This is a genomic window from Cetobacterium somerae ATCC BAA-474 (genome assembly GCF_000479045.1).
In the GTDB taxonomy this organism is placed as follows: domain Bacteria; phylum Fusobacteriota; class Fusobacteriia; order Fusobacteriales; family Fusobacteriaceae; genus Cetobacterium_A; species Cetobacterium_A somerae.
Genome location: NZ_KI518070.1, coordinates 1 through 11,684, shown reverse-complemented (window position 1 = coordinate 11,684; position 11,684 = coordinate 1). Strand labels below are relative to the sequence as shown.

14 protein-coding genes and 1 pseudogene are annotated in these 11,684 nt (G+C 30.1%); 10 read left to right on the top strand and 5 right to left on the bottom strand.

Annotation, left to right across the window (positions count from 1 at the left end; all coding sequences use genetic code 11):
* Positions 1-203: 203 nt before the first annotated feature.
* The 10 genes and pseudogenes from HMPREF0202_RS01275 to HMPREF0202_RS01230 all read left to right on the top strand — a co-directional run.
* A pseudogene (locus HMPREF0202_RS01275) lies at positions 204-440 on the top strand (M20/M25/M40 family metallo-hydrolase); the annotation flags it as partial.
* A gap of 150 nt (positions 441-590) precedes the next feature.
* The gene (locus HMPREF0202_RS01270; protein WP_023051656.1) at positions 591-767 is read left to right on the top strand and encodes a ferredoxin family protein; all 177 of its coding nucleotides are present in this window, start codon (positions 591-593) and stop codon (positions 765-767) included.
* 181 nt (positions 768-948) lie between these two features.
* Positions 949-1,428: an AmiS/UreI family transporter gene (locus HMPREF0202_RS01265; protein ID WP_023051655.1), complete on the top strand. Its 480-nt coding sequence runs from the start codon at positions 949-951 to the stop codon at positions 1,426-1,428.
* Positions 1,429-1,462: 34 nt separating this feature from the next.
* On the top strand, positions 1,463-1,765 hold the full coding sequence (locus HMPREF0202_RS01260; protein ID WP_023051654.1) for an urease subunit gamma: 303 nt from the start codon (positions 1,463-1,465) through the stop codon (positions 1,763-1,765).
* A gap of 29 nt (positions 1,766-1,794) precedes the next feature.
* Entirely contained in the window at positions 1,795-2,103 is a 309-nt protein-coding gene (locus HMPREF0202_RS15460; RefSeq protein ID WP_023051653.1) for an urease subunit beta, read from the top strand.
* 12 nt (positions 2,104-2,115) lie between these two features.
* Positions 2,116-3,834, top strand: coding sequence for an urease subunit alpha (gene ureC / locus HMPREF0202_RS01250; protein WP_023051652.1), 1,719 nt, complete (start codon positions 2,116-2,118; stop codon positions 3,832-3,834).
* A 68-nt stretch (positions 3,835-3,902) separates the two neighbouring features.
* On the top strand, positions 3,903-4,376 hold the full coding sequence (locus tag HMPREF0202_RS01245) for an urease accessory protein UreE (protein WP_023051651.1): 474 nt from the start codon (positions 3,903-3,905) through the stop codon (positions 4,374-4,376).
* Positions 4,369-5,082, top strand: coding sequence for an urease accessory protein UreF (locus HMPREF0202_RS01240; protein WP_023051650.1), 714 nt, complete (start codon positions 4,369-4,371; stop codon positions 5,080-5,082). Before HMPREF0202_RS01245 ends, HMPREF0202_RS01240 begins: the two co-directional genes overlap by 8 nt.
* A 26-nt stretch (positions 5,083-5,108) precedes the next feature.
* Positions 5,109-5,720, top strand: coding sequence for an urease accessory protein UreG (ureG, locus tag HMPREF0202_RS01235; RefSeq protein WP_023051649.1), 612 nt, complete (start codon positions 5,109-5,111; stop codon positions 5,718-5,720).
* 2 nt (positions 5,721-5,722) lie between these two features.
* Positions 5,723-6,556, top strand: coding sequence for an urease accessory protein UreD (locus tag HMPREF0202_RS01230; protein ID WP_023051648.1), 834 nt, complete (start codon positions 5,723-5,725; stop codon positions 6,554-6,556).
* A gap of 26 nt (positions 6,557-6,582) precedes the next feature.
* On the opposite strand, the gene HMPREF0202_RS01225 is transcribed toward HMPREF0202_RS01230, so the two are convergent.
* The 5 genes from HMPREF0202_RS01225 to HMPREF0202_RS01205 are packed head-to-tail and all read right to left on the bottom strand — an operon-like array spanning position 6,583 to position 11,538.
* Positions 6,583-7,215, bottom strand: a complete 633-nt coding sequence (locus HMPREF0202_RS01225; RefSeq protein ID WP_023051647.1) for an ABC transporter ATP-binding protein — start codon at positions 7,213-7,215, stop codon at positions 6,583-6,585.
* Positions 7,196-8,155: an ATP-binding cassette domain-containing protein gene (locus HMPREF0202_RS01220; RefSeq protein ID WP_023051646.1), complete on the bottom strand. Its 960-nt coding sequence runs from the start codon at positions 8,153-8,155 to the stop codon at positions 7,196-7,198. The genes HMPREF0202_RS01225 and HMPREF0202_RS01220 overlap by 20 nt, the downstream gene beginning before the upstream one ends.
* Positions 8,156-8,163: 8 nt before the next feature.
* Positions 8,164-8,991, bottom strand: a complete 828-nt coding sequence (locus HMPREF0202_RS01215; RefSeq protein ID WP_023051645.1) for an ABC transporter permease — start codon at positions 8,989-8,991, stop codon at positions 8,164-8,166.
* A gap of 4 nt (positions 8,992-8,995) precedes the next feature.
* Positions 8,996-9,985 (bottom strand): ABC transporter permease, encoded by a 990-nt coding sequence (locus tag HMPREF0202_RS01210; RefSeq protein ID WP_023051644.1) that lies wholly within the window; start codon positions 9,983-9,985, stop codon positions 8,996-8,998.
* A complete protein-coding gene (locus HMPREF0202_RS01205) occupies positions 9,985-11,538 on the bottom strand; it encodes an ABC transporter substrate-binding protein (protein ID WP_051364110.1) in 1,554 nt (517 codons plus the stop codon). The genes HMPREF0202_RS01210 and HMPREF0202_RS01205 overlap by 1 nt, the downstream gene beginning before the upstream one ends.
* Between the last annotated feature and the right edge of the window lie 146 nt (positions 11,539-11,684).

The following is an 11,684-nucleotide window of genomic DNA, read 5'->3' as shown; positions in this document are numbered from 1 at the left end:
ACGGTGTGGAGCAGGGGAAAAGGTGGAGATAACTTCAAATCCTTACCTATTGCTATGTATAAATATTCGTGAAGTTGGTAGAACTCTACTGGCTTATTAAACATATATCAGGTTAGGGACTAGCCGTAGAGCGTGATTAATATATCTTAGATTACTGAGATACTTCCCACGAAGCCCCATCCTCTTTAGGGTGGGGTAGTTCACGAGAAAAAGCAATTGAAACGTATAAAGAACTATATAAAAAAGACATGAAAGTTGAAGTTATTCATGCAGGATTAGAGTGTGGGGCAATATCACAAAAGTACCCTAATATGGATATTATAAGTATAGGGCCTAATATTAAAGAGGTTCATACTCCTAATGAATATCTAGATATATCATCTACTGAAAAAATTTATAATTATCTAAAAAAATTAATAAATAATTTGTTAAAGTATTGAAAAAATAAGAGAAGAAAAATTTTCTTTATAATAATTAAAAATTTCAAAGCTAGATAGCATATTAATTTTGATTTAAATTTTTTAAAGGAAAAGTCTTATTAAAATAGAAACTAATAATAATTTATTTTTTATTTTAAAAGGAGGAGTAAAATGGCATATAGAATAAATAAAGATGAATGTATAGGGTGTGGAGCTTGCGAAGCTGTTTGTCCAGTATCATGTATATCTGAAGTTGAAGATGGAAAAAGAGAAATAAACGAAAATGATTGTATAGATTGTGGATCATGTGCTTCAGTATGTCCAGTATCTTGTATATCACAAATATAGTTAAAAATATGTAAAAGTTTATATCTATTGAGAGATGATTTTAAGTCATCTCTTTTTTTGTATAAGGAGCAGGACTTATATATTTTATATAATTATTTTAAAAGAAATTGTACTATAATTTTGTATAACCTAGCGACATAAATGACTTGCAAAAGAAATATACCTGAAAGGAGGTGAAACTATGCTAGGTGTAGCTCTGTTATTTGTAGGAATAGTTTTAATTAGTAATGGAATGTGCAGACTTTACAATGTAGATGGTAAAGCTCAATCTGTGATGAACATATTTACTGGGGGAATAACCCTTATATTAAATGTTGTTTCTATAACAAGAGGTGATTATTATAGTGGAGCAACAGGATTACTTTTTACTTTTACGTACTTGTATGTAGCTATAAATGGAATTTTTAATTTAAATCCTATTCCTTATGGATGGTTCAGTTTGTTTGTAGCCATAAACACATTACCAGCTGGATATCTATCTTTGAAATCAGATTGGAGAATGAGTGTTATCTGGTGGCTTTGGGGTGTTCTGTGGCTAACAGGTTGGATAGAAACAGTTCCTAAAAAAAATTTAGGAAAATTTACACCTGTACTGGCAGTTTTTGAAGGAATTGTTACAGCTTGGATTCCAGGATTTCTAATGTTGATTGACATGTGGTAGAGTTTCTAATTTATTAAAATGAGGTGATAAATATATGTATTTAACAACGAGAGAGAAAGAAAAGTTAATGATTAGTGTTGCAGCCGAAGTTGCTAGAAAAAGAAAAAATAGAGGAGTTAAATTAAATTATCCTGAAACAATAGCGTATATTTCTGATGAAATAATAGAGGGTGCAAGAGATGGGAAAAGTGTGGAAGAGTTAATGTCTTACGGGCAAACACTATTAAAAAAAGAGGATGTAATGGAAGGAATAGCTGAAATGATTCCAATAATTCAAGTTGAAGCAACATTTAGAGATGGAACTAAGCTTGTAACTGTACACAATCCAATTCAATAGCTTTTAATTAAAAAAAGGAGGATATACTTATGATTCCAGGTGAATATATATTAGGTAAAGATAAAATAGTTTGTAATAAAGATCATGAAGCGATAGAAATTGAAGTAGTTAATAATGGAGATAGAGCTGTACAAGTTGGATCTCATTTCCATTTTTATGAGGCTAATTGTGGTTTAGAATTTGATAGAGAAAAAACTAGAGGAAAAAGATTAGATATTCCGTCTGGAACTGCAGTTAGATTTGAACCAGGAGATAAAAAAGTTGTAAAGCTAATTGATTTTAGTGGTAGAAGAAGAGTTTTTGGATTTAATAATAAAGTTGAAGGATATTTAGACTAGGAGGTTCAGATTATGAGTTTTGAGATGGATAGAAAAAAATATTCAGATATGTTTGGTCCTACAACAGGAGATAGTATAAGACTTGGAGATACCAATTTGTTTGCAAGAGTAGAGAAAGATTTAACTGTATATGGAGAGGAATCAAAATTTGGAGGAGGAAAAACTCTAAGAGACGGAATGGGATTAAATCCTATAGAAACTAGAGAAGGAAATCCTTTAGTTGTAGATACAATAATAAATAGTGTTGTAATAATAGATTACACTGGAGTATATAAAGCAGATATAGGAATTAGAGATGGAAAGATAATTGCTATTGGAAAAGGTGGAAACCCAGATTTAATGGATAATATAGATTTTGTTGTAGGAGCAAGTACAGAATCTATAGCAGGAGAAGGACTTATAGTAACTGCTGGTGGAATTGATACACATGTACATCTGATTACTCCAGATATAGTTCATGCAGCTTTAGATAATGGAATAACAACTATAATTGCTGGTGGAACTGGACCTGCAGATGGAACACGTTCTGCAACAGCTACTCCAGGAGCTTGGCATATAGAAAGACTTTTAGAAGCTCATGACGATTTACCTATAAATATTGGGATTTTAGGTAAAGGAGCTGGTGATAACGAAAGAGTTATAGCAGAGCAAATAGAAGCAGGAGCTGTTGGATTAAAAATCCATGAGGATTGGGGAGCAACACAAGCAGGAATAGACTACACTTTAAGAGCTGCAGATAAATATGATGTTCAAGTTGCAATACACACAGATTCACTTAATGAAGGTGGATTTGTTGAACATACATTAAATGCAATAGCAGGAAGAACAATACATACTTACCACACTGAGGGTGCAGGAGGAGGACATGCTCCAGATATAATGGTAATGGCAAGTCATTTAAACGTATTACCATCATCAACAAGTCCGACAAATCCATATGGAAAAAATAGTGTTCCAGAAGAACTTGATATGTTAATGGTTTGTCATCACTTAGATCCAAAAATTCCAGAAGACGTGGCTTTTGCAGATTCAAGAATAAGAAAACAAACAATAGCAGCAGAAGATGTACTACATGATATGGGTGTTATAAGTATGATGAGTTCAGATACTATGGCCATGGGAAGAATAGGAGAAGTAAATATGAAAACATGGCAATTAGCTGACAAAATGAAAAAACAACGTGGACCACTAGAAGGAGATAGCGAATATTCAGACAATACTAGAATAAAAAGATTCGTAGCTAAATATACAATAAATCCTGCTATAGTTTCAGGAATAAGTAAGCATATTGGTTCAGTAGAAGTTGGAAAATTTGCAGATTTAGTTTTATGGGAACCAAAAATGTTTGGAACAAAACCAATGATGATATTAAAATGTGGAACAATTTCTTATGGAGTAATGGGAGATGCAAGTTCAAGTTTACCAACAACAGAACCAAGATTAGTTCGTGAATTATATGGAGCTAAAGGAAAAGCTCTACATCACTCTCATATTACTTTTGTTTCTAAGTATGCTTACGAACATGGAGTAAAAGAAAAATTAGGATTAGAAAAAATTGTTTTACCAGTTGAAAATTTAAGAAATCTTACAAAAAAAGATATGATATTCAATGCTGAATTGCCAGATATAAAAATTGACCCACAAACATATGAAGTAACAATAAATGGTGAACTAATAACTTGTGATCCACTTGAAGAGTTCGCATTAGCACAAAGATACTATTTATATTAATATAGAAAATCAGACGAGAGATTATTCTCTCGTCTGAAATTTATATCTTCATTATACGAGGAGGGAATATGTTATTTGAAAAAGTTTTGGGAAACATAAAAGATATTAAGAATAAAGAAAGTTATGAAGTGGAAAAAATAATTATAAAAAGTGATGATTTAGAAAAGAAAATTTTAAGAGTTGAGTCTGTAAATGGAAATGAATATGGAATTAGTTTAAAAGAGAGCGGAGATAAATTAGAAAATGGATCAATATTATATGATGATGGATCAAAAATAATCTTTATAGAAACAGATTTAGAAAAAGTTTTAGTTATTTCACCAAAAGATATGAATCAAATGGGAGAGATTGCTCATTTTTTAGGAAATATGCATACACCTATAAAGGTAGAGAATGGAAAAATCTACCTACATTACGATAAATATTTAGATAACACATTAAAAGAAAAAAAATGTCCTTTTGATATAGAGTATTTAAAATTCAAAAAAGCCTTAAGACATATTGAGCATAGTCATGGGCATCATGGACATAGTCATGACTAATATTAATGAAAAATCAATTACAACTTGGCAATTATTGAATATATTACAAGTTTGTGATTCGGCCTTTCCAATTGGCTCTTTTAATCATTCATATGGAATGGAAACTTATCTAAGAGAAAATGTTATATGTGATGCTCACACATTTAATAGATGGCTAACAATGTTTTTTGAAAATCAATATCTATATAATGAAGGATTAGCAATAAAATTGATTTATGAAAAATTAAAGAAAAATGAAAAAAATGAAGTTTGGGATATAGATCAACTTCTAACAGTACAAAATGTAGCTATGGAAAGTAGAGAGGGAGCAAAATTAGTAGCTTATAGAAAATTAGATGTTGTATTAGAACTTTTTGAGATAGATTTATTGAAAGAATATAAAAAAAGAATAGAAGAAAATAGAAGTTTTGGAAATCCAGCAGTTGTTTTTGCAATTTTAATGTATTATTTAAATGTAGAGAAAGATGTGGCAATTGTCGCTTATGGTTATAGTGTTGCCTCAACCTTAGTTCAAAGTGCTGTTAGAGCAATTCCATTAGGTCAAAAAGATGGACAAAGAGTATTACAAAACTCTCTTTCAACATTGGAGAGTGTAAGAGAAGAGATAAATAAATTATCAATAGATGATTTAGGATATAATATACCTGGATTTGAAATATCTCAAATGAATCACGAAATATTAACATTTAGATTATTTATGTCATAGTAAAAATAATGGGAGTGTGATTATATATGAAACCAGTTGTAATAGGAGTTGGTGGACCTGTAGGAGCAGGAAAAACTTTATTAGTTGAAAGAGTTACTAGAAGATTAAATGATGAATATGAAATGGGTGTAATAACAAATGATATATATACAAAAGAGGATGCCAAATTCATGGCTGAAAATTCAGTTTTAGATAAAAATAGAATAATAGGAGTAGAAACTGGTGGATGTCCACATACAGCTATTAGAGAGGATGCTTCAATGAATTTTGCCGCTCTTGATAAAATGAAAAAAAGTTTTCCTGAATTAGATATAATTTTTTTAGAAAGTGGCGGAGATAATCTAGCAGCAACATTTAGTCCAGATTTAGTAGACTTTTCAATATATATAATAGATGTTGCTCAAGGAGAAAAAATTCCAAGAAAAGCAGGACAAGGTATGATAAAGAGTGATTTATTTATAATTAATAAAATAGATTTAGCACCATATGTTGGAGCAAATTTAAAAGTTATGGAAGAGGATACTCTTCATTTTAGAGATAAAGGAACATTTATTTTTACAAATCTAAAAACAGATGAAGGAGTAGAAGAAGTAATAAAATGGATTAAGAAAAACTGTTTATTAGAAGGATTAAGATAGTTATGGATAGATGTGATGGAAAACTTGAGATTGTATTAGAAAATCATAATCTAAGAAATGAAACAATTATAAAAAAAATTTATCATGAAGGTGTTTTTAAAGTTTCTCCTACAATACATTTAGATAATGAAAAAGTTCCATGCTATTTTTTAATGCATATGGGTGGAGGATATCTAGAGGGAGAACATTGTTATAATGATATACATTTAAAAGAAAATACGAGAAGTATAATAACCACTCAGACACCAACTATAATTTATAAATGTTTAAATAATATTCCAGCTAAACAATTTTCAAAAATACGTTTAGAAAAAAATAGTGTATTAGAATACATTATGGATAATACAATATTATTTAAAGATGCTAATTTTGAACAAGAAACAGATATATATTTAGACTCAACCTCAACTTTAATTTTAGCTGAAGGAATAACGGCTGGATGGTCATCTGATGGGAAACCATTTCAATACAAGTTAGCTAAAATGAAAAATAGAATTTACTTAGATGATAAATTGGTTTTATTAGATAAATTGCTATTATCACCAGAAAAAAGTGATTTATTTTCAATGGGGCATTTTGAAAACTATTTAAATTATGGAACCGCAATTATAATAGATTCAAAAATAGATTTAGATTTTGTAGAAAATATGAGGATATATTTACAAGAGTATGATGTAGACGTGAAATATGGAGTATCAAAATTAGAGATACCTGGAGTTGTAGTGAGAGCTTTAGGAAATTTAACACAAGATATTCAAAAGATTATTTATGGAGCTACAAATTATTCAAGAGAAAAGTTGTTAGGCTCTTGTAAGTTAGACTTAAGAAAACAATAGAGAATATAAAAGCCATGATTTTTTTATCATGGCTTTTTGTTATTTTGTTCAATAAGATCTTTTAAAGAGATTTCTTTAGTACAAATTTTATTAATTAAAGGTTGTGAATGACTTATTATAACAATCCCAATATTTTCTTTTTTACAAAACTCTAAAATAACTTGCCATATTTGGCTTTGAGTAATTAAATCAAACATAGTTGTAATCTCATCAGCTAGTAAAAACTTAGTTTTTTTATTTAAAACACGTGCTATACAAAATCTTTGAAGCTCTCCTCCAGAAAGTTCCCTAGGAAAACGATTAAGCCACTTTTCTTGAATTCCTAAATCTTTTAAAAGTTTATCATTGATTTCTCCAGATTCTTTTAAAATCTGTTTCATTTTGAGTCTAGGATTAAGAACTTGTTCTGGGTGTTGCCATATCATCTGAATAGGACAATAACCTTTAAACTTGTTTAGAGGTGTATCATCCAAGAGAACAGAGCCATTATTAGGTAATTCATATCCAGAAAGTATTTTGCATAGAGTAGTTTTACCAAATCCACTAGGAGCAGTAATAGCTATTCTTTCACCACTTTTAATACTAAAATTTAAATTTTCAAAAATATTTTTTCCATTAGGAACATGACTATAAGAAATATCATTTGCAATTAAGAGCATTTTTATCCTCCTTTTCTAAAAGGCATCTCACAAAACCAGAGTTTGTTTTTTTCCAAGGAATATCACACAAACAACTAGAATTAGCATGAGAACAGTTATTATAGAAGGAACATCCTTTCTTTTTAGAGTTTTGTAAAGAATTATCTAAAGAGAAAGAGTGAAAGCCATTTTGTGGCATAGCATGAAATAGCGCTTTTGTATAAGGATGATTAAGATTGTCCACTGAAGAAAAATCATCAGTAGAAATATCTTCGATAGTGACACCATTATAGAAAACAACAATTCTATTAGCTATTTTTAATGCCATATCTAAATCATGGGTAATTATTAATATTCCCATGCCTTCATTTGCAAGTTCTTGAAAATGCTCTGCAATATGATTTAAAGTTCTTGGATCAAGTCCTGGAGTTGGTTCATCTGCTAAAATAAGTTTTGGAGAGCTATAAACAGCTGTAGAAATAAGCACTCTACGAATCATTCCACCAGAAAGTTGAAAGGGATACATATTAGCAACTTTTTCATCTAATCTATATTTTTTTAGAATCTCTAGACATCTTTCTTTTGCTTTTTTGCTGTTATCTCCTTTTCTAATTTGAGATCCAATTTTTATTAAAGGATTTAAATAAGATACACTTTGAGGAACCAAAGCAATATTTTTACCACGTTCCTCTTTCTTTTTTTCTTCTGTTAAAAGATTGTCACAAAAATAGATATCACCTTTAAGGTTAGCATTATATGGCAAAATTCCTAAAATACTATGAGCTAATAAACTTTTGCCAGATCCACTAGCACCAACGATAGCAACAATTTCTTTTTCGTGTACAGAAACATTTAAATTATGGATAGTTTGTAAGGTCTCTTTTTTTAAACCGTTATATTGAGTAAAAGAGATAGATAAATCTTTGACTTTAAGTATCTCTTTATTAAAAGTTTCATCCATATATCCTCCTACTTATGAATTTGATTAACATTAAAAATTTTACTTAAATTATGTCCTGCATAGTCAAATAAAACAACGATTAAAACTAAAAAAATTCCAGGAAAAAGACCAAGCCACCATTTACCAGTAGAAAGATATCTCATACTTTCTGATAAAATAATACCAATAGCAGGTTGTTCAGGAGCAAGGCCAAATCCTAAAAAAGTAATACTAGCTTCATGAAGTATTGCATGGGGAAATAGTAAAATAAGGCCCAATAAAAACTGTGGGAGAAGATGTGGAATCATATGATTTTTAACAATATGAAACCTACTAATTCCAAGTTTTTGAGATGCTGATATATAGTCACTATTTTTTAGAGAAAGAACTTCACTTCGAATAACTCTAGCAAGACTAGGCCAATGAGTTAAGGTAACACCAGTAATAACACCTAAAAATCCTTTTCCACATGCAAAAGAGATTAAGATTAATAAAAGAATATGAGGAATACCCATAATTAAATCAATTAACCAAGTAACAATTCCGTCTGCTGTTTTGCCACCAAATGCAGCAATAGTACCTAAGGATAAAGCAATAATAGAACTAATGCCAGCAGTTATAAGTCCTATTCTAATGCTCATTGATAAACCAGAGAGTGTTCGATTAAACATATCTCGTCCCATCCAGTCCGTTCCAAAAATATGTTCAGAGTTAGGAGAGATATTAGTCTGAGTAAAATCAACTTTTAAAGAATTTTCTGAAAAATACCAACCTAAAAGAGTGACTCCAAATAAAAAGATAAATGTAAAACTAAGCATGAAAATATCTTTTTGTTTGTTATTTACTTTAGTTAACATTTAATCACTCCTTTTTCTTTTTTATTCCTATTCTAGGATCAATTATTTCGTATAATAAATTTGCAATTAAGTTTCCTAAAAAAACAATTGTAGCAGTAACAACTGTTATTGCTAATAAAAGAGGTACATCTCCTCCAAGTCCAGCTTTAACAGTAGCTTGACCAAGTCCAGGATATGAAAAGACTGTCTCAATTAAAACAGAACCGCCAAAGATTTCACTTATAGATACAAATTGCAAAGTTATAGCAGGTAAAAGAATATTTCTAATACTATGTCTAAAAATTATACTAAAAGTATTCTCTCCACGAGCTTTAGCAAACAAAATATAGTCGCTATCTAAAACTTCAATCATTTTTTCTCGTGTATGCAAAATTATAGCAGATGAATTAATAAAAATAAGTGTAACAATAGGCAAGATAGCATGATGAATTCTATCTTTAAAAGTTACATTGGAAAAATCAACGCCTATAGGAACGCTCATTCCAATTGGAAAAATATCTAACCAAACTGAAAAAATAATAAGTAAAAGTAAAGCAAACCAAAAAGATGGAATGCTAGCTGATATTAAAGCATATTTATGAATAATATGATCTATAAATGTTTTTCTTTTAAATCCAGCTAAAACCCCTAAGAAAAATCCTAAAAAACCAGATAAAATCCAAGCTATTCCCATTAACCATAAGGAGCTAGATAGTCTTTCTTGAAGAATTTGAATAACAGGCCTTCTATATAAAAGTGAAATATTCATATCTCCTTTTAGAAAATCTTTAATCCAAGATATATAACGTTCAGTTAGAGGAGCATTGACTCCCCAATAATCTTGAATTTTTTTTAGTTGTTCGGGAGACATGGACCCCTTAATAGTTTGACCTAAATTCATTTGTATAGGATCAAGAGGAGATAGTGAAACTAAAACAAAAGAAACAACACTAACACAGAAGATTAAAAAAATAGCTCTAACTATTTGCTTGATAATAGAGGTAGAAATCTTCATCACTCATTACTCCAAGACCATTGGTCAATATTATTAACAATAGACCAACCATGTCCATGAGGGTGTATTTTTTGCTCTGCAACATTAAGGTTGTTTTTAACCCAATATAGATGATCAATATTAACTAGCCATATCCATGGAATATCGTTAGAAACTTTTTCTTGAGATTTTTTCCATAATTCAAAAGACTTAGATAAATCATTAGTAGCAAGAGCTTTATCCATTAATTCATCGACTTTTTTATTAGAATATGGAGAGTAAGCTGCTAAATTACTATTTGGTGCTGTGTGATATATATTGTACATCTCCATAGGAGTGTGCGCTCCCCAACCCCATACAAGTGGTTCAGACTGAGCTCTAGTATAGGCAGTATCCCAACCAACACCTTCAAAAGTAACAGCTATTCCTAGTTCTTTTAATTGATTTGATGTTTCAGCGGCTAATGCTTGTCTCACCGAGTCATTTGCAGGATATAGAAGATTAAATTTCGCAGGAACACCATTTTTTTCTCGAATACCATTTTTCCCAATTTTCCAACCAGCATTTTCTAAAATTGCTTTTGCTTTTTCAGGATTATAAACAACAATAGTTTCATCATTAAACCAAGGCATTTTATCAGCAACACTATAAGCAGGAGTTCCATAACCTTTTAGAATATATTTTATTAAACGTTCTCTATCCAAGCCGATATTAATAGCTTGACGAATAGCTAAATCGCTAGTTACATCATTTCCAATACTTCCATTTTTGGGGATAGTAGGTAGATTAAATGTACGATTGTCAACTGAATGAGCAGCGAGGATATTATAATTTTTTATTTTTTCTTGTGAAAGAGAAGGTGTTGTGTATGCTACGTCAACTTTATTAGCTTTAGCTGCAGCAAAAGCAGCATCTTCACTCATGAACAAAACAACAACATTTTCAATATTTGGAGTTTTTCCATAGTAATTAGGATTTGCTTTTAAAATAACCTGCTGACCTTTATCCCATTGCTGTAAAATATATCTACCAGAACCAATAGGATTTTGACCATAATTCTCATTATAAGCATGTTTAGGTACTATCCCAACATTAGCCATACTGTAAGGCCAAATAGAATATGGTTTATTCATATAAAAAATAACAGTTTTATTATCTTTAGCTTCAGCTTTATCTAACATAGTAAAATCGTTAACTGTACTTAGTTCTTTAACTTTATTATAAGTAAAGGCTACATCTTCTGCTGTTAAAGGTTTTCCGTCAGTAAAAAAAACATCATCTCTAATTGTGACAATCCACTGAAGTCCATCTTCTGAAGTCTTTATATCAGTTGCTAAATCATAAGCAATTTTTAAATCTTGAGTTGTTGTTGTTAGTGTACTTTGAATAAGGGGTTCGTGAACATGTTCTCCAGCACCCCATCCAAAAGCAGGGTCAAATCCACTTTCAGGTTCTGAAGTATTTCCCATAGCAACTATAACAGTGTTATCTTGTGCATTTGCTTCTAAAACACTAGATACACTAAATAATATAAAAGTAATGGTAAAAAGTTTATAAAACCTCTTTTTTAACATGTTATCATCCTCCCAAAATAAAAATATAAATCTCACAGAAAGTATACAAATAGTAAGATTAATTTCTTTCATTTTTTTAGTAATTTTAATTACTAAAGGAGAAACTAGTATAGTAGGTTATCTAAAAAAATAATAAAAGAAAACTA

Excerpts from the sequence above, each read along its gene's own strand:
- ureC (WP_023051652.1), top strand. The coding sequence starts at position 2,116 with ATGAGTTTTGAGATGGATAGAAAAAAATATTCAGATATGTTTGGTCCT.
- HMPREF0202_RS01265 (WP_023051655.1), top strand. The coding sequence starts at position 949 with ATGCTAGGTGTAGCTCTGTTATTTGTAGGAATAGTTTTAATTAGTAAT.
- HMPREF0202_RS01220 (WP_023051646.1), bottom strand. The coding sequence starts at position 8,155 with ATGGATGAAACTTTTAATAAAGAGATACTTAAAGTCAAAGATTTATCT.
- HMPREF0202_RS01225 (WP_023051647.1), bottom strand. The coding sequence starts at position 7,215 with ATGCTCTTAATTGCAAATGATATTTCTTATAGTCATGTTCCTAATGGA.
- HMPREF0202_RS15460 (WP_023051653.1), top strand. The coding sequence starts at position 1,795 with ATGATTCCAGGTGAATATATATTAGGTAAAGATAAAATAGTTTGTAAT.
- HMPREF0202_RS01270 (WP_023051656.1), top strand. The coding sequence starts at position 591 with ATGGCATATAGAATAAATAAAGATGAATGTATAGGGTGTGGAGCTTGC.
- HMPREF0202_RS01240 (WP_023051650.1), top strand. The coding sequence starts at position 4,369 with ATGACTAATATTAATGAAAAATCAATTACAACTTGGCAATTATTGAAT.
- HMPREF0202_RS01210 (WP_023051644.1), bottom strand. The coding sequence starts at position 9,985 with ATGAAGATTTCTACCTCTATTATCAAGCAAATAGTTAGAGCTATTTTT.
- HMPREF0202_RS01260 (WP_023051654.1), top strand. The coding sequence starts at position 1,463 with ATGTATTTAACAACGAGAGAGAAAGAAAAGTTAATGATTAGTGTTGCA.
- ureG (WP_023051649.1), top strand. The coding sequence starts at position 5,109 with ATGAAACCAGTTGTAATAGGAGTTGGTGGACCTGTAGGAGCAGGAAAA.
- HMPREF0202_RS01215 (WP_023051645.1), bottom strand. The coding sequence starts at position 8,991 with ATGTTAACTAAAGTAAATAACAAACAAAAAGATATTTTCATGCTTAGT.
- HMPREF0202_RS01245 (WP_023051651.1), top strand. The coding sequence starts at position 3,903 with ATGTTATTTGAAAAAGTTTTGGGAAACATAAAAGATATTAAGAATAAA.
- HMPREF0202_RS01205 (WP_051364110.1), bottom strand. The coding sequence starts at position 11,538 with ATGTTAAAAAAGAGGTTTTATAAACTTTTTACCATTACTTTTATATTA.
- HMPREF0202_RS01230 (WP_023051648.1), top strand. The coding sequence starts at position 5,723 with ATGGATAGATGTGATGGAAAACTTGAGATTGTATTAGAAAATCATAAT.